We start from the raw sequence: 17,241 nt of genomic DNA, 5'->3' as shown, positions 1-17,241 counted from the left end.
GGAGCCTCCCATGCAGCACGAAGCACATACCCACGGCATCAACATGTCGGCCCTGGGTCGCGACAAGCAGAGCCTGAGCCTCGAGCAGGAAACCGTAGCCATCGAAGTGCCGGGCCTGAGCCTGTACTACGGCGACAAACAAGCGCTGTTCGATGTCAGCATGAATATTCCCAAGCAGCGCGTGACCGCTTTCATCGGTCCGTCCGGCTGCGGTAAATCTACGCTGCTGCGTACCTTCAACCGCATGAACGACCTGGTGGACGGTTGCCGCGTAGAAGGCGAGATCAACCTCTACGGCAACAACATCTACCGCAAGGGCGAAGACGTGGCTGAGCTGCGTCGTCGTGTCGGCATGGTGTTCCAGAAGCCGAACCCGTTCCCGAAAACCATCTACGAAAACGTGGTGTACGGCCTGCGTATCCAGGGCATCAACAAAAAGCGTGTGCTCGACGAAGCGGTCGAGTGGGCGTTGAAAGGTGCGGCCCTGTGGGATGAGGTCAAGGACCGTCTGCATGAGTCGGCACTGGGCCTGTCCGGTGGCCAGCAGCAACGTCTGGTGATTGCCCGCACCATTGCCGTAGAGCCGGAAGTGCTGTTGCTCGACGAACCGTGCTCGGCACTCGATCCGATCTCGACGCTGAAAGTCGAAGAGCTGATCTACGAACTCAAATCCAAGTTCACCATCGTCATCGTGACCCATAACATGCAACAAGCCGCCCGGGTTTCCGACTACACGGCGTTCATGTACATGGGCAAGCTGGTGGAGTTCGGCGACACCGACACCCTGTTTACCAATCCGTCGAAGAAGCAGACTGAAGACTACATCACCGGTCGGTATGGCTAGTTGAGGCAGCTACAAGCCGCAAGCTTCAAGTCAGAAGCCATGCGGTTTCGAGTTCAGCACAACACAGCTTGCAGCTTGTAGCTTGCAGCTCTTGGTTAAACGCTTTTGCGGAGCGAACACAATGATTTCTAAGGAAGGCCTTACCCACCACATCTCCCAGCAGTTCAACGCCGAGCTCGAAGAGGTGCGCAGCCACCTGTTGGCCATGGGCGGGCTGGTCGAGAAGCAGGTCAACGACGCGGTGACCGCGCTGATCGAGGCCGACTCGGGCCTGGCCCAGCAAGTGCGCGAGATCGACGACCAGATCAACCAGATGGAACGCAACATCGACGAAGAATGCCTGCGCATTCTGGCCCGTCGTCAGCCGGCGGCGTCCGACTTGCGCTTGATCATCAGCATCTCCAAGTCGGTGATCGACCTGGAACGCATCGGTGACGAAGCCACCAAGATCGCCCGCCGCGCCATTCAGTTGTGTGAAGAAGGCGAGGCACCGCGGGGTTACGTCGAGGTGCGCCACATCGGTGACCAGGTGCGCAACATGGTGCGTGATGCACTGGATGCCTTCGCTCGATTCGACGCCGACCTGGCGTTGTCCGTGGCCCAGTACGACAAGATCATCGACCGCGAATACAAGACGGCGCTGCGTGAACTGGCGACCTACATGATGGAAGATCCTCGCTCTATCTCGCGGGTGTTGAACATCATCTGGGTCCTGCGTTCGCTGGAGCGTATCGGCGACCACGCACGCAACATCTCTGAGCTGGTGATTTACCTGGTGCGCGGCACGGATGTGCGCCACATGGGCCTCAAGCGCATGAAGGAAGAAGTTGAAGGCACCAGCGGTGAAACCGCTAATGTTCCGGGCAAAGCTGACGATAAGTAAGATTGCCCACGTAAAGCGCCCGGCCTTTTGGCCGGGCGTTTTTGTTTGGGCCTTTGGATTTCAAAGCACCCGCGAACGAAAAAGTCCCGGCGTGACTGAAGAGTTTTGGCAAAGTGCCATCAGCCAGGCGTTATGCTGGTCGGGATTATAAAAGGGGTGTTCGATGAGTAAGGTCAGTGTATTGGTCGTGGACGATGCTGCGTTCATTCGTGACCTGATGAAAAAGTGCCTGCGTAACTACTTCCCGGGCATACGCATCGAAGACGCGGTCAACGGCAAGAAGGCCCAGGCCTTGCTGGCACGAGAAGCCTTTGACCTGGTGCTGTGCGACTGGGAAATGCCGGAAATGTCCGGCCTTGAGTTGCTGACCTGGTGCCGTGAGCAGGACACCCTCAAGGCCATGCCGTTCGTGATGGTCACCAGCCGCGGCGACAAGGAGAACGTGGTCCAGGCGATCCAGGCGGGCGTCTCGGGTTATGTGAGCAAACCGTTCACCAACGAACAATTGCTGACCAAGGTCAAGCAGGCCCTGAACAAGGTCGGCAAGCTTGACGCCTTGATGAACGGTGCTCCGCCCAAGATGACGTCGGCGTTCGGCAACGATTCCCTCAATGCCTTGACCGGCGGCAAGGCACCCGTGTCTACCACGGCGGCTCCGGCACCCAATGCCTACCTGCAAAACACGGCCGCGCCAGTCACGGCTGCAGCGCCGGCCAAGGGTTTGCTCAACAGCCCTGCGGTCAAGGCCGCGCCATCGGTAATCGGTGGCCGTGGCCAGGGCCAGTTGCGCCTGCCAAGCGGCATACAGCAATGCGTGATCAAGGCCTTGAGCATCAAGGAAGCACTGCTGGTGGTGAAGCGTACCGACACCTTGCCGCAAGTGCTCGACAGTGCCGTGCTTGACCTGGAGCAGGGCGACAACGCCGAAGTCGCGCGCTTGAACGGTTACCTGCACGCTATCGTCGCTCACGAGCCGAAACCTGACAGCGAGTGGCTGCAATTGACCTTTCGCTTCGTCGACCAGGACGCACAAAAACTCGACTACATCTCCCGCTTGATTGCCCGGGGCACAGCGCAGAAGCATTTCGTACCGGGTGCGTAATGTTTTAATGCCGATCGCTCCCATGCTCCCGCGTGGGAATGCCTCTCTGGACGCCTCGCATCCGTTTCGAGCGGGGCGCAGAGCGTTCCTGGCCGCATGCCCGCACAGAGCGTGCTAACGATCATTTGAAACATCTGCCCACTACGCGGGTCAGTTCTGGCTGCTAGGCTCCTTTCCAGGCCTTCCTCGACAGAACTTTGCCCATGCTCGCGCGATTGCTGGTTCTTTGTGCCCTGTTCATTGCCTCCACCTCGGCCGTGGCGGTGACTATTTACAAGTCCAAGGATGCCTATGGCGTGGTGTCCTACAGCGATCGACCCTCCCGTGGCGCCAAGGTGTTTGTGTTCCGCGACCGGATGGACGAACGCCTCGAGCGTCAGGTCCATCTCTCGGTAAAGAAACACAAGGGCACCCACAGTCTGTTTGTGCGCAACGACCTGTATGCGCCGGTAGAGGTCGAACTGAGTGTGCGCGGGCTGAACAATGTCAGGGGCGCGCCAGCGCAGCCGATCCGCCGGGTAGTGCCAGCGCGCAGCAATACGCGCCTGGTGCAGCTCACGGCGATCCGTGCCGGCAAGCCGCTGACCTATACCCCCAAGCTCAAATACTCCCTGGGCGACCCCGCAGGCGCCACGCTGGCCTATCGGTACCCACTGCCGTGGCGTGGAGGGCCGTTTCGCCTGAGTCAGGGTGCCAATGGCCGATACAGTCACTATGGGCCCAAGAATCGCTATGCCATGGACATCGCCATGCCCGAAGGCACACTGATCATTGCTGCGCGCAGTGGCATCGTGGTGAAAACCGAGAACCGTCAGAGTGGGCGCGGTACCAACCCCTCGGGCAACTTTGTGCGGGTGTTGCACGACGACGGAACCATGGGGGTGTACCTGCACCTCAAGCGCGGCTCGGTCAGGGTACGGGAGGGGCAGCGGGTCATGGTGGGCAGCGCATTGGCGCTGTCGGGCAATACCGGCAACAGCAGCGGGCCCCATCTGCATTTTGTGGTGCAGCGCAATACCGGGCTGGGGCTGGTGTCGATTCCGTATCAATTCAGCCAGCCGGTGGGCAGCCTGCCGAACTTTGCGCTCGGCAGGCAGTAGTCCCATTCACCGCGATGACCGGTGGCGAGGGAGCTTGCTCCCGCTGGACGGCGAAGCCGTCCCAAAACAGATCAGCGTGGTGTATCAGGATAAATTCAGCGGGTGGGGGATTGGGGCCACTTCGCGGCCCAGCGGGAGCAAGCTCCCTCGCCACAAGAGCCTGATTGTCATTGATCCCGGGCTCAGTCGAGCATCAGTACCTTGGCCAGGACAATTTTCGGACCTTTCATCTTTTTGATGATGATCCGCAGGCCTTCGACTTCCAGCACTTCTTCCTCTTCCGGCACGCGCTTGAGGCTTTCGTAGACCAGCCCGGCAAGGGTTTCGGCCTCGACGTGATCCAGATCGATGCCCAGCAACCGTTCGACCTTGAACAGCGGGGTGTCACCGCGTACCAGCAGCTTGCCCGGCTGGTAAGCCAGGATGCCGCGCTCGGCCTTGCGATGTTCGTCCTGGATGTCGCCTACCAGCACTTCCAGCACGTCCTCCATGGTCAGGTAGCCGATGATATTGCCGTCGGCTTCCTCCACCACGGCGAAGTGCGAGCCGCCCTTGCGGAATTGTTCCAGCAGTTGCGACAGCGGCATGTGCCGCGATACGCGCTCCAGGGGGCGGGTCAGTTCCGCCAGGTTGAACGATTCGGGAATGTGGTCCAGGGCCGCCAATTCCAGCAGCAGGTCCTTGATGTGCAGCAGGCCGACGAACTCCTGGCGTTCGCTGTCGTACACCGGGTAGCGGCTGAACTTATGACGGCGGAACAGCGCCAGGATTTCCTTCAGCGGTGCGTTGAACTCCAGTGTGACCAGGTCTTCCCGGGAGTTGGCCCAGTCGACCACTTCCAGTTCGCCCATTTCCACGGCCGAGGCCAGTACGCGCATACCTTGGTCGCTCGGGTCCTGGCCACGGCTGGAGTGCAGGATCAGTTTCAGTTCTTCACGGCTGTAATGGTGCTCGTGGTGCGGGCCGGGTTCACCCTGGCCGGCGATGCGCAAGATGGTGTTGGCGCTGGCGTTGAGCAAGTAGATGGCCGGGTACATGGCCCAGTAGAACAGGTACAGCGGCACCGCTGTCCACAACGACAGCAGCTCGGGTTTGCGGATGGCCCAGGATTTCGGGGCCAGCTCACCCACCACGATGTGCAGATACGAAATGATGAAGAAGGCGGTAAAGAACGACACGCCCTTGACCACTTCCGGCGAGTCGACGCCGACGGCGCTCAGGACGGGCTCGAGAATGTGGGCAAACGCCGGTTCACCGACCCAGCCCAGTCCCAGGGATGCGAGGGTGATGCCCAGTTGGCAGGCCGAGAGGTAAGCGTCGAGCTGACTGTGTACCGTGCGCAGGATGTGCCCGCGCCAGCCGTTCTTGTCAGCGATGGCCTCGACCCGGGTCGAGCGCAATTTGACCATGGCAAATTCAGCGGCAACGAAGAAGCCGTTGAGCAGAACCAGGATCAGTGCAAAAAGAATCATGCCGAAGTCGGCGAAGAGTGTTGCGAGGGACAAGCCAGGGGAAGGGTCCATGATGGGGTTTTGCGGGTTCCGTATTGTCGAAAAAAAGGGGGATCTACGAGCCTGAAAGGCAGGCCCAAGTCAACCAATGTAGCGGCTGACAGGGGGCTTGCCTAGGGGTAAGTGGGCTGTGCGGCTAGTCGGTCAGGCTGCCGGCGCGCAATTTTGTGACCTGCGCGGGCACGAAATGGCAGGTGAACGTGCTGCCATGGCCCGGAACGCTGCTGATCTCCATGCGTGCACGGTGGCGCAGCAGAACGTGTTTCACGATCGCCAGGCCAAGCCCGGTGCCGCCCGTGTTGGAGTTACGGCTGGAATCCACGCGGTAGAAGCGTTCGGTCAGGCGCGGCAGGTGTTTGTTGTCGATGCCGATCCCGGAGTCTTGCACGCTCAGGTGCGCGCCATGCTCATCACCCCACCAGCGGATGCGGATGTTGCCTTCGGCGGGGGTGTACTTCACGGCGTTGAACACCAGGTTGGAAAACGCGCTGCGCAATTCGGCTTCACTGCCCTTGAGCTGGATGGACGGGTCGGCTTCCAGGGTGATCTTCTGATTGCGCTGCGCGGACAACGCCACCGCATCGCTCTTGATCGACTGCAACAGGCCGTCGATGGCGACAGGCTGGTTGTCCGACGGGTAATCGGTGGCTTCCAGCTTGGCCAGCAACAGCAAGTCATTGAGCAAGGTTTGCATGCGCCCGCCTTGCTGCTGCATCTGCTGCAGTGCGCGGGTCCAGCGCGGGTTCACGTCTTCGACGTTGTCGAGCAGGGTCTCCAGGTAACCACTGATCACCGTCAAGGGCGTGCGCAGTTCATGGGAAACGTTGGCGATGAAGTCTTTGCGCATTTGCTCCAGCTGATGGATGCGCGTCACGTCGCGCACCAGCATCAGGTGCTCGTTGTTGCCGTAGCGGGTGATATACAGCTGAATGCGCACCCGGTCATTGGTCGGTGACGGAATTTCCAGCGGCTCGGCGTAGCTGTCCTGCTCGAAATATTCCTTGAAGCGTGGGTGGCGCACCAGGTTGGTCACGGGTTGTCCGCTGTCCTGGGGTGTCTTGAGGCCCAGCAAGGTTTCGGCGGCGCGGTTCCACCACTCCAGGTTGCCGTCGCTGTCGAGCATCACTACCGCATCTTTCAGTGCCGCGGTGGACTCCTGGACCCGGTCGATCACTGCTTGCAGGCGTCCGCGCACACGTTGATCGCGGCGCTGCAGGTGGTAGATGCTGTCGAATACTTCGCCCCACAGGCCGTAGCCATCGGGCGGTGCCTCGTCAGGTTTATGCAGTCGCAGCCACTCGTGCAGGCGCAGCAGTTGCTTGAGGGTCCAGGCCAGGTAGATGCCCAGGCCCGCGGCCAGGCTCCAGCCGTAGTAGCCTGTGATCAGGCCGATTACCAGGCAGCCGGTGACCAGCAACAGCATGTGGCGGATCAGGGTGCCATGCCAGTTTTGGTTCACGGAAAATATGCGTCCTTGAATATGGGGCAACGACCAGTCTCAAGCGGCAAGCTACAAGCGGCATCCAACTTGCCGCTTGTAGCTTAACGCTTGCAGCTACCGTAATCAGGCCTTAGTCGAAAAACGATAGCCGGTGCCGCGCACGGTTTGTACCAGATTCTCGTAGGCATCACCCAGGGCTTTGCGCAGGCGACGGATATGCACGTCGACAGTGCGCTCTTCGACATACACATTGCCGCCCCAGACCTGATCCAGCAGTTGGCCACGGGTGTAGGCGCGCTCCTGGTGGGTCATGAAAAACTGCAGCAGGCGATATTCGGTCGGGCCCATCTCGGCCGGGGTGCCGTCGATGGTCACGCGGTGGCTGATCGGGTCCAGCAGCAGGCCACCGACTTCAATCGGCGCTTCGCCATCGCTGGGGCCGGTGCGACGCAACACGGCCTTCAGGCGCGCGACCAGCTCGCGTGGTGAAAAGGGTTTGGTGATGTAGTCATCGGCGCCCACTTCCAGGCCCTGGATCTTGTTGTCCTCTTCGCCCTTGGCCGTGAGCATGATGATCGGGATGTCCCCGGTCAGCTCATCGCGCTTGAGGCGGCGGGCCAGTTCGATGCCGGAGGTCCCGGGGAGCATCCAGTCGAGCAGGATCAGGTCGGGCTTGCGGTCGATGATGATGGCATGGGCCTGTTGCGAATTCTCGGCCTCCAGGCAGTCATAACCAGCCATTTCCAACGCAACGGCGATCATTTCGCGAATGGGCGCTTCGTCGTCGACGATCAGAATGCTCCTGCCAACCATGCCTTTCTCCTCTTGTCATTTAACTGTCTTGCGCCGCATTAGATAACGGAATTATTGCAGTCGTGTGACAGTATTTTAGTGCCTCTGCGATTGCTGCGATCCTGAACTACGCTTTAAGTCCGAATCCTGACAACCACAAAGGAAGGTTCCATGACTCATTACGCTCAATCCTTTAAAGCCTTGGCACTGGCTGCCGCATTGGCATTGCCCTCCATGGCCTTCGCCGCCGATCCGGCAATGATGAAAGGCGGCATGATGGTCGATCACAAGGGTATGACGGTGTACACGTTCGACCAGGACGCGGGTGGCAAGTCGATGTGCAGTGGTGAGTGTGCCAAAAACTGGCCACCCATGATGGCCCCGGCAGACGCCAAGGCGGACGGCAAATGGTCGGTCATCAAGCGTGACGACGGCATGATGCAGTGGGCGTACGACGGCAAGCCGCTGTACACCTTTGTCAAAGACGAAAAACCTGGAGAAATGAAAGGCGACGGCATGAAGAGCGTCTGGCACGTCGTTCACGAGTCGCAGAAGTAACGGCTGCCGGGCTTGTAGCAGCTGGCTGTGCCAGCTGCTACCCACGGCGCACCCGTCAGCGTAGCGCGTAGTCCAGCACGATCCCGACGAAAATCGCCAACCCGGCCCAGTGGTTGTGCAGGAACGCCTGGAAGCACTTGAGACGATCCCTGTCGCGGGTGTACCAGAACTCCCAGGCAAAACACCCGGCCGCCGCCAGCAAGCCGAGGTGGAACCAGCCGCCCAGCTCGAATGTCGAGCCGGCCAGCAGCAAGCAGGCCAGCGCCAGCGATTGCAGGGTGAGAATGATCACCCGATCGGCATCGCCAAACAGAATCGCCGTGGATTTCACGCCGATTTTCAGATCGTCATCGCGGTCGGTCATGGCGTAGTAGGTGTCGTAGCCCACCGTCCACAGCAGATTGGCAATCCACAGCAGCCAGGCACTGGCCGGCAGCTCACCGGTTTCGGCGGTGAACGCCATCGGCATGCCCCAGGAAAACGCCGCGCCCAGTACCACTTGCGGGTAATAGGTGTAGCGCTTCATGAACGGGTAGGTGGCGGCCAGGGCCAGGCCACCGAACGACAACCAGACCGTGGGCGCGTTGGTGCACAGCACCAGCAGGAAACTCAGGCCCATCAGCAGGGCGAAGAACACCAGCGCTTCCCTGGAGCTGATCCTGCCGGCGGCCAGCGGCCGTTGTGCGGTGCGCTTCACATGGCCGTCGACCTTGCGGTCGGCCCAGTCGTTGATCACGCAGCCGCCGGCACGGGTCAACACCACGCCGAGGACGAAAATCGCAATGTTGGCCAGTGACGGCGAGCCTTTGCCAGCAATCCACAGCGCCCACAGGGTTGGCCAGAGCAGCAGGTAAATGCCGATCGGCTTGTCCATGCGCGTCAACTGAATGAAGTCCCAGGCGCGCGGGTTCAGGCGATTGAGTGATTTGAGCAGACTCTGGTACATCAGCGATTATCCCCATCCAGATTGACGGCCTGCCACAGCGCCGGCAGGAATACCTCGGCGACCAACACGCTCAAGCCACCCCGATCAAAACGCGAGCGCCGGCCCCACAGCTCGGGGGTCCGGGCTGCTTTCGGCAGCCATTGCAGCGGGTAGTGACACACCTCGATGGCGCGGCGCTGGAACGCCTGGTCGCAAAACAGCAGTTCACCCAATGAGCGGCTGCCCAACTCATCCATATTCAACCCGCCATCGCGCAACGAACTGCGTGCCGCGACGCTGCGAGCAAATACCCAGGCCTGGCCGTGTCCGCGTAGATAAACCTCGCGCACCCAGCCATCACTGCCCTCCGGCAGTTCCAGTGCCGCGCATTCATCGGCGCGCAGTGGCTGCCAGCCTTCGAACAGCGGCGTTACGCTGAAGCCGTCATCCGACAAACGGGTCAGGCGGCGAGTGAGCGAGCCTTCATCGAAGAGCCAGTCGAGGGTTGGGGTATCGGGAAGGGGCGTCAACTGGCTGTGTGTCAGCCACAACGGAGCAGGGGGCAGGGGGTTTGAGTGCGGCACAGTGAGTCATTATTGGCAGCAAATGAGGCGGTGAGCTTACCATGTTGGTGGCCGGGATTGGCTGGTCTGGCGGGGTTGCGGCGTCGAACGGGCTTGCATCTGCCGGTCCCGATCAGTACAAGACGCCCTGAGCCGGATAGCGGACCTTTACCAGGCGACCGTCCGGCCTGCAAAAAGCTTGAGAACCTGAGGAAGCAAGTAATGAAGAAGTGGCAATGCGTGGTCTGTGGGCTGATTTACAACGAAGCCGACGGCTGGCCGGATGACGGCATCGCACCGGGTACCCTGTGGCAGGACGTGCCGGCAGACTGGCTATGCCCGGACTGCGGCGTAGGCAAGATGGATTTCGAAATGATTGAAATCAACTAAGACTCAAGAGGAGTAAGGAATGAACGCACCTGTCGTGATCGTTGGCACTGGGCTGGCTGGCTACAACCTGGCCCGGGAGTTTCGCAAACTGGATGGCGAAACCCCGCTGTTGCTGATTACCGCAGATGACGGCCGCTCCTACTCCAAGCCGATGCTCTCCACCGGCTTTGGCAAGAACAAGGACGCCGATGGCCTGAGCATGGCTGAGCCCGGCGCGATGGCCGAGCAACTCAAGGCCGAGGTGCGGACCCACACGCGCATCAGCGGCATCGATCCGGGCCACAAGCGCCTGTGGATCGGTGAAGAAGCCGTGGCCTATCGCGACCTGATCCTGGCCTGGGGCGCCGAAACCGTGCGAGTGCCGGTGGAAGGGGATGCGCCAGAAGCGATCTTCCCGATCAACGACCTCGAAGACTACGCACGCTTTCGTGCGGCAGCGGCGGGCAAGCGTCGGGTGCTGCTCTTGGGCGCCGGCCTGATCGGTTGTGAGTTTGCCAATGACCTGATCCTCGGCGGCTACGAGGTGCAACTGGTGGCGCCGTGCGAACAAGTCATGCCAACGCTGCTGCACCCGGCCGCTGCCGCCGCCGTACAGGCCGGGCTGGAGGGGCTGGGGGCGAAATTCCATCTGGGACCGGTCCTCAATCGATTGCAGCGCACCGCTGCGGGACTCGAAGGGCACTTGTCCGATGGCCAGGTGATCCCGTGTGATGTGGTGGTGTCGGCCATTGGCCTGCGTCCGCGTGTCGACCTGGCGGCGGCGGCTGGTTTGCAGATCAATCGGGGCGTGGTGGTTGATCGCCTCCTGAAAACGTCTCACGCCAACATCTACGCCCTGGGCGATTGTGCCGAGGTCGATGGCCTGAATTTACTGTATGTCATGCCCCTGATGAGCTGCGCCCGTGCGCTGGCGCAAACCCTGGCCGGTAACCCGACCGCGGTCAGCTACGGTGCCATGCCGATCACGGTGAAAACCCCGGTCTGCCCGCTGGTGGTTTCCCCGCCACCACGGGGTTGCGAGGGTGTCTGGACGGTCGAAGGGCAGGGCACTGACATCAAGGCGTTGTGCCGGGATGCCCACGGGAAACTGCTGGGTTACGCCCTGACAGGGGCGGCGGTGATGGACAAGTTGGCTCTAAACAAGGAGCTTCCGGCCCTTCTGGCATAAATACTGGTCGTTCTGTCGGAATCACCGCGCTTTTGCCCTTACAAAGGTGGCGCCGAGACTGGCGCCGCCCGTAACCGCGTGCCATCCTCACTCCCGTCTGCCGCAGAGTAGAGCCTGCGGCGCCTTGGGCGCTGTTCCATTCGGGCAGCACGGACATAACAACAAAAAACCGTCTAAAGGGGCTTCACTAATGCGTAAACCAGAACTCGCCGCTGCAATTGCTGAAAAAGCAGACCTCACCAAAGAGCAGGCCAACCGCGTTCTTAACGCCGTTCTCGAAGAAATCACCGGCGCTCTGCACCGTAAAGACAGCGTCACCCTGGTGGGCTTCGGTACGTTCCTGCAACGCCACCGCGGTGCCCGCACCGGCAAAAACCCGCAAACCGGTGAGCCAGTCAAAATCAAAGCCAGCAACACCGTTGCCTTCAAGCCAGGCAAATCGCTGAAAGACAGCGTCAATCCGTAAGACACCGGCAACCCGCCTGGCGGGTGAGCGGGATTGAAAAATGGGCACGCCAACCAGGTTGGGTGCCCATTTTTTGTGGGTGGATAACCTGTGGTGACGGTTGCCCTGCCAGAAAAACCAGGGTGACTTGGTAGTCATTGTCCGTAAAAAGCCCTTCATCTTCTTCTAACGCTGCACAACAGTGGTGTTCTTGTTTGGAATCGCTACACTGCGCCAGCGTTCATTTTTTCCTTTGGGGCTCGAGCATGAAATTTCGTTTTCTTCTGTGGATGCTGGGTTTGCTGATGGGCAAGGCCAGTCGGACCAATCCGGCGTTTCAGCAGCAGTTGGGTGACAAGGACCTGGTGTTCCAGCTGCAGACACTCGACGGCAAGGTGGCACGGCACTTCGTGGTCAAGGATCAGCGTATCACCAGCAAGTCCGGGGTGTATGCCGAGCCTGCGTTTGCCATTGCCTTCAAGGACGCCACCTACGGCTTCGCCACCATGCAGGCGAAGAACAAGCAGTTGGCGTTCATGACCGGCATTCAGGACAAGTCGATCCAGATCAAGGGCAACCCGGCGCTGGTGATGTGGTTCCAGGGGCTGACCAAGTACTTGAAGCCACGCAAGGCCAAGCCCAAGGCGTGAGGTCCTTCGGTTAGACCGCAGTGGATTCCTCGCGGGCAAGCGGAGCGCCGCCCGGCCCGCTCCCACGGGAGTGCAATGCTGTTCAGTTAAGGGGATGAAACTGCTGTTGTAGGAGCGAGCGCGCTCGCTCCTACCTAAGGTCGGCGTTTGCTTAATTGAACAGCATTGCCCACAGGATTGGTTTTTTCCCTGTGAGCGCGTGCCGTGCGCCGCCCCGCTTTCTCGCGAATGCTTTCAGTGCTGGGAGAACTGCGACGCCAGCTCGCGCAGCAGTACTTCGGCTTCCAGCACTTTGCTGACCACGTCTTCGGCTTTGTCGCGGGTCAGGCCCAGGCGCTCGAGCAGGTCGTCGGGGATGGCGGCGTCCGGGCCGGAGCCAATGCCACGGCTGCGTAGCAGGCGTATGGCCAGGCACACCAGGTTCGGGTACTCGGCATAGTCACCGTCGTAGGCAGGGTCGTGCTGGAAGCGCAGGGCGGTGGAGAGCTCTTCAGGCATGTCCCAGTAACGCATCAGCCAGGCGCCGATCTGTTCACGACTGATGCCCAGCAGATGCTGTTCGACGTAGCTGTGGCACAGGTGCGGGTTGACCTCCAGGTGCCGGCAGATCAGCGAGAAGTGCGGCGGGAAGACGTGGGCCAGCAGCAAGTAGCCAAAGTTGTGCAGCAGGCCGGCCAGGTAGGTCAGGCCGGCTTCCGGGCGCTGGGCGCGCGGCATGGCACGGGTCAGGCCTTCGATGACCGCTGCGGTGTAGATCGACTGCTGCCAGTACGGAGTGGTCTGTTGCGGGTGATCCTTGGGCAGGCTCAGGGTCTTGCCCAGGGCCAGGCCGAGGGCCAGGTTGATCACCAGGTCAAAGCCCAGTACGCGGACGATCGCGTCTTCCACTGAGCGAATCTTGCCCGGCGAAGCATAGTAGGGTGACGCTGCCCAGCTCACCACTTGTGCGGCCAGCGCCGGGTCGGTTTCCACTACGTCGGTGATGTCGTCGATGGTGGCGTTGGGGTCGACCCGCAGCTTGATGATCTTCTGTGCGGTTTCGGCCAGCGGTGGAATCTCGATGGTCGCTTCCAGGCGCTGCTGGATGCGCCGTGCGGTGAAGGCCTGCACGGCCTGGGTGATTTCCTCGCGGTCATCGTCAGGGCGGTCGAGGTTCGGGCGGATGCGGCTCAGGGTCTCGCCGAAGTTAGCGGCGCTGGCCTTGGTCAGCATGGTCTTGAAGTCTTCGCTGGTGATCTCCAGCAGCACGCCAGGCTCGCCCGAGTTGATCAGCAGCAAGGGCTGGCGCAGCAGGCTTTCTTCGTACAGGCACGGTGAGCTGGTCAGTGCTGGCAAGCCTGGCAGAACGCTCAGGTTATGTTTGCCGAGCATGCGCTCCAGGCGTTCGACCGGTACCGCTGTGAGCCGGCGTCCGGTGAGTTCGGCCAGGCGATTGAGGTCCAGCAGTTGGCTTTGAGGGAACAGCACCATGAGGGCGCCGATGGCGTCGTCGAGCAACACCGCTTGAATCTTGCGCTCGACGTTGAGGCCCGGGCGATCGAGGATTTCGGTAAAACTGATGCCCAGTTTGCCAAGCAGCAGCCGGATAACAGACGGGGCGTGCGGGGCTTCCGTAGCGAGAGCGACTTCTGTCATGGTCTGTATCCGTTTTTCCTACAATTTCAAGAGTATAACCAGCCTGGTCAGGCCATTGGTTCTTTAACTGAGCGGTGCGTCACACTTGGCCGTATTGCTGGCCATGACGCAACCAGCGGTCGAGCAGGGGGCTGACATGGTGCGGCCAGCGCTCCAGAAGCGCTTGTGCGGCATCACGCACGGCCGGCAGCAGGTCGGCGTCGCGCATCAGGTCGGCGACCTTGAATTGCAGCAGGCCGGTTTGCCGAGTGCCGAGCATTTCACCGGGGCCGCGCAGTTCGAGGTCTTTCTCGGCGATGACGAAGCCGTCGTTGGTTTCACGCATGATCCCCAGGCGTTGCCGGCCGATCTGTGACAGCGGCGGATGGTAGAGCAGCACACAGTGGCTGGCGGCACTGCCCCGGCCAACCCGGCCGCGCAGTTGGTGCAACTGGGCAAGCCCCAGGCGTTCGGGGTTTTCGATGATCATCAAGCTGGCGTTGGGCACGTCGACACCGACTTCGATCACGGTGGTCGCCACCAGCAGTTGCAAGGCGCCAGCCTTGAATTCGGCCATGACGGCTGCCTTCTCGGCGGGTTTCATGCGGCCATGGATCAGGCCGACCTTCAGCCCTTCGAGGGCGCTGGTGAGGTCCTCGAAGGTGGTCTCGGCGGCCTGGCAGGTCAACTCTTCAGACTCTTCAATCAGCGTACACACCCAATAGGTCTGGCGGCCCTCGGCGCAGGCACTGCGAACCCGCTCGATGACCTCGACACGACGAGTGTCGGTGACCAGCACGGTGTTGACCGGGGTACGGCCGGGCGGCAGTTCGTCGAGGATCGAGGTGTCGAGGTCGGCGTAGGCACTCATCGCCAGGGTCCGCGGAATCGGCGTGGCGGTCATGATCAGTTGGTGGGGGCACATCCGTCCGCCAACGCCTTTCTGCCGCAGGGCCAGGCGTTGCTGAACACCGAAGCGGTGCTGTTCATCGATGATGACCAGGGCGAGGTTCTTGAACTGTACTTCGTCCTGGAACAGCGCGTGGGTGCCGACCACCATTGGCGTGCCATTGGCGATTTGCTCCAGCGCGGCGACACGATTCTTGCCCTTGAGTTTGCCGGCCAGCCAGGCGACCTCCAGGCCCAGCGGTTCGAGCCAGCGCTTGAAGGTGATGAAGTGTTGTTCGGCGAGGATCTCGGTGGGCGCCATCAAGGCCACCTGGTAACCGGCTTCCAGCGCCTGCAGGGCTGCAAGGGCGGCAACCACGGTCTTGCCGGCGCCGACGTCGCCCTGGATCAGCCGCAGCATGGGCTCGTGCTGGCTCAGGTCGTAGGCAATTTCATTGCCCACCCGTTGCTGCGCGCCAGTCGGCGCAAAGCCCAGGTTGGCCAGGTACGAAGCCGGCAGCCGAGTGGCTTTTGGCATGGCCGGTGCCCGCAACGTGCGCATGCTTTCGCGCAGGCGTTGTTGCGACAGTTGATGGGTCAGCAATTCTTCGAAGGCCAGGCGATGCTGCGCCCAGTGATGGCCGAGGGCGAGCTCATCGACGTCGGCATCGGCCGGGGGATGATGCAGGTAGTGGATCGCGTCGGCCAGCGGCGCCAGTTGGTAGTCCCGCGCCAGTTCGGCGGGCAACCAGTCAGGCAGGCTGCTGGGGCCGAGCAGAGTCAGGGTTTGCTGGCACAATTGGCGCAAGCGTTGTTGGGTCAGGCCTTCGGTGAGCGGGTAGACCGGGGTCAAGGTTTCGTCGACGGGCGGTGGTTCGTCGCCGGTGATGGCACGGTACTCCGGGTGGTAGATCTCAAGCCCCGAAGCGCCGGGCCGCGCTTCGCCATAGCAGCGCACGCGGGTGCCACGTTTCAGGCCTTCCTTTTGAGCGTTGCTGAAGTGATAGAAGCGCAGGCTCAGGCCCCCGGTGCCGTCCTGCAAGCGCACTACCAGGCTGCGTCGCCGGCCCATGACCACGTCGGCACCGCTGACCGTGCCTTCGATCACGGCGTCCTGGCCCGGGCGCAAGTGGCCGATAGGCACCACGCGGGTGCGGTCCTGGTAGCGCAGCGGCAGATGGAACAGGACGTCCTGCAGGTTCTCCAGGCCGACCTTGGCCAGTTTTTCGGCCATGGCCTCGCCGACACCCTTGAGTGCCGTGACCGACACGTGCGACAACTCAGTCATGGCTGAAGCTTAACCCGCGACCGCTGTCGGCTTGGCCACCGAACAGAGGCGGATCGAGTCGGCGAGGATTTCAATCGCTTTCGGGCGTGGGAAGCTGGCGCGCCAGGCGATGGCCACGGTGCGGAACGGTACCGGTGGCGTCAATGGGCGCACTTCAATCACGCCAGGGGCGTAGTGGTGGCTGTCGACTGCCGAGAGTGGCAGGATCGAGATGCCCAGGCCCGAGGCGACCATGTGCCGAATGGTTTCCAGCGAGCTGGACTCGACCGTGGTGTGCTTGGCGCCGTCGTTGCCCTTGGCCAGGGTCGGGCACGCTTCGAGTACCTGATCGCGGAAGCAGTGGCCTTCGCCCAGCAACAACAGGCTCTTGTCGTTAAGCAGGCTGGCGTCGATGGTGTCTTTCTGGGTCCACGGGTGCTGGGCCGGCATCAGGACGTAGAACGGCTCGTCGTAGAGTTGCAGGGTCAGCACGTCGGCTTCGTTGAACGGCAGGGCAATGATGATTGCATCCAGCTCGCCGTTACGCAGTTTGTCGCGCAGCACGTGGGTGAAGTTTTCTTCGATGTACAACGGCATCTGCGGGGCGACCCGGTGCAGTTGGGGGATCAGGTGCGGGAACAGGTACGGGCCGACGGTATAGATGGCGCCGACTTTCAGCGGTGCGGTCAGCTGGTTTTTACCGGCCTGGGCCAGTTCACGGATGCCTTGGGCCTGCTCCAGCACCTTTTGCGCCTGGGCGACGATGCCTTCACCGACGGGGGTCAGGCGCACCGCGCTTTTGCTGCGCTCGAAAATCAGCACACCGAGTTCGTCTTCAAGCTTTTTCACGCCCACCGACAGGGTCGGCTGGCTGACGTGGCAACGCTCGGCCGCATGACCGAAATGCTGCTCTTGGGCGAGGGTAACGATGTAGCGTAATTCTGTGAGGGTCATAGCGGGCGTCCATGAAGTTGCGAGCCAAGCATACCGGCTGCAATCGATAGACGCACGTTATCAGACAGAGTGTGTCGAGTGACACTGGGCAATGCATGTTTGCCGTTGCCAGATATGCCAAAGGCACCTTTCGGTGTGCGTGGCGA

General features: G+C 61.3%; 17 protein-coding genes. 9 read left to right on the top strand and 8 right to left on the bottom strand.

What is annotated here, in order from left to right:
• The first annotated feature begins 10 nt into the window (after positions 1–10).
• From pstB to AC3WQN_RS02545, 4 genes are all read left to right on the top strand, one after another.
• Positions 11–844, top strand: a complete 834-nt coding sequence (gene pstB, locus AC3WQN_RS02560; protein ID WP_103398541.1) for a phosphate ABC transporter ATP-binding protein PstB — start codon at positions 11–13, stop codon at positions 842–844.
• Positions 845–965: 121 nt separating this feature from the next.
• Entirely contained in the window at positions 966–1,727 is a 762-nt protein-coding gene (gene phoU, locus AC3WQN_RS02555) for a phosphate signaling complex protein PhoU (protein ID WP_103398540.1), read from the top strand.
• A 163-nt stretch (positions 1,728–1,890) separates the two neighbouring features.
• Positions 1,891–2,829: a response regulator gene (locus tag AC3WQN_RS02550; RefSeq protein WP_103398539.1), complete on the top strand. Its 939-nt coding sequence runs from the start codon at positions 1,891–1,893 to the stop codon at positions 2,827–2,829.
• Between the two features lie 203 nt (positions 2,830–3,032).
• A complete protein-coding gene (locus tag AC3WQN_RS02545; protein ID WP_103398538.1) occupies positions 3,033–3,929 on the top strand; it encodes a peptidoglycan DD-metalloendopeptidase family protein in 897 nt (298 codons plus the stop codon).
• A gap of 182 nt (positions 3,930–4,111) precedes the next feature.
• On the opposite strand, the gene AC3WQN_RS02540 is transcribed toward AC3WQN_RS02545, so the two are convergent.
• The 3 genes from AC3WQN_RS02540 to phoB form a co-directional block, all read right to left on the bottom strand.
• A complete protein-coding gene (locus AC3WQN_RS02540; protein WP_095146295.1) occupies positions 4,112–5,452 on the bottom strand; it encodes a hemolysin family protein in 1,341 nt (446 codons plus the stop codon).
• Between the two features lie 124 nt (positions 5,453–5,576).
• Positions 5,577–6,863, bottom strand: coding sequence for a phosphate regulon sensor histidine kinase PhoR (gene phoR, locus AC3WQN_RS02535; RefSeq protein WP_256577062.1), 1,287 nt, complete (start codon positions 6,861–6,863; stop codon positions 5,577–5,579).
• Positions 6,864–7,004: 141 nt separating this feature from the next.
• Entirely contained in the window at positions 7,005–7,694 is a 690-nt protein-coding gene (phoB, locus tag AC3WQN_RS02530; protein WP_103398537.1) for a phosphate regulon transcriptional regulator PhoB, read from the bottom strand.
• A gap of 150 nt (positions 7,695–7,844) precedes the next feature.
• Between phoB and AC3WQN_RS02525 the strand changes: the two genes are divergently transcribed.
• Positions 7,845–8,231 (top strand): COG4315 family predicted lipoprotein, encoded by a 387-nt coding sequence (locus AC3WQN_RS02525; RefSeq protein WP_095146297.1) that lies wholly within the window; start codon positions 7,845–7,847, stop codon positions 8,229–8,231.
• 55 nt (positions 8,232–8,286) lie between these two features.
• Here AC3WQN_RS02525 and ubiA read toward each other — a convergent pair whose 3' ends face one another.
• On the bottom strand, positions 8,287–9,177 hold the full coding sequence (gene ubiA / locus AC3WQN_RS02520; RefSeq protein WP_103398536.1) for a 4-hydroxybenzoate octaprenyltransferase: 891 nt from the start codon (positions 9,175–9,177) through the stop codon (positions 8,287–8,289).
• Positions 9,177–9,740, bottom strand: coding sequence for a chorismate--pyruvate lyase family protein (locus AC3WQN_RS02515; protein WP_103398535.1), 564 nt, complete (start codon positions 9,738–9,740; stop codon positions 9,177–9,179). Before AC3WQN_RS02515 ends, ubiA begins: the two co-directional genes overlap by 1 nt.
• A gap of 201 nt (positions 9,741–9,941) precedes the next feature.
• Here AC3WQN_RS02515 and AC3WQN_RS02510 point away from each other — a divergent pair, with 201 nt between their 5' ends.
• The 4 genes from AC3WQN_RS02510 to AC3WQN_RS02495 all read left to right on the top strand — a co-directional run bounded on the left by AC3WQN_RS02510 (position 9,942) and on the right by AC3WQN_RS02495 (position 12,372).
• Positions 9,942–10,109 (top strand): rubredoxin, encoded by a 168-nt coding sequence (locus AC3WQN_RS02510; RefSeq protein ID WP_103398534.1) that lies wholly within the window; start codon positions 9,942–9,944, stop codon positions 10,107–10,109.
• 19 nt (positions 10,110–10,128) lie between these two features.
• A complete protein-coding gene (locus tag AC3WQN_RS02505) occupies positions 10,129–11,277 on the top strand; it encodes an NAD(P)/FAD-dependent oxidoreductase (RefSeq protein ID WP_103398533.1) in 1,149 nt (382 codons plus the stop codon).
• 190 nt (positions 11,278–11,467) lie between these two features.
• Complete coding sequence (locus tag AC3WQN_RS02500; RefSeq protein WP_003213368.1) at positions 11,468–11,743, top strand: HU family DNA-binding protein; 276 nt, start codon at positions 11,468–11,470, stop codon at positions 11,741–11,743.
• A 245-nt stretch (positions 11,744–11,988) separates the two neighbouring features.
• Complete coding sequence (locus AC3WQN_RS02495) at positions 11,989–12,372, top strand: SCP2 sterol-binding domain-containing protein (RefSeq protein ID WP_095146300.1); 384 nt, start codon at positions 11,989–11,991, stop codon at positions 12,370–12,372.
• A 234-nt stretch (positions 12,373–12,606) separates the two neighbouring features.
• Here the strand turns inward: AC3WQN_RS02495 and AC3WQN_RS02490 are convergent, their stop codons facing one another.
• The 3 genes from AC3WQN_RS02490 to AC3WQN_RS02480 all read right to left on the bottom strand — a co-directional run bounded on the left by AC3WQN_RS02490 (position 12,607) and on the right by AC3WQN_RS02480 (position 17,095).
• On the bottom strand, positions 12,607–14,007 hold the full coding sequence (locus AC3WQN_RS02490) for an aminoacyl-tRNA deacylase and HDOD domain-containing protein (protein WP_103398532.1): 1,401 nt from the start codon (positions 14,005–14,007) through the stop codon (positions 12,607–12,609).
• A gap of 79 nt (positions 14,008–14,086) precedes the next feature.
• Complete coding sequence (gene recG, locus AC3WQN_RS02485; protein ID WP_103398531.1) at positions 14,087–16,162, bottom strand: ATP-dependent DNA helicase RecG; 2,076 nt, start codon at positions 16,160–16,162, stop codon at positions 14,087–14,089.
• A gap of 9 nt (positions 16,163–16,171) precedes the next feature.
• The gene (locus AC3WQN_RS02480; protein WP_095081272.1) at positions 16,172–17,095 is read right to left on the bottom strand and encodes a hydrogen peroxide-inducible genes activator; all 924 of its coding nucleotides are present in this window, start codon (positions 17,093–17,095) and stop codon (positions 16,172–16,174) included.
• Positions 17,096–17,241: the final 146 nt, after the last annotated feature.

This window comes from Pseudomonas sp. FW300-N1A1, from assembly GCF_058789115.1.
This window is presented reverse-complemented; position numbering and strand designations above follow the sequence as displayed.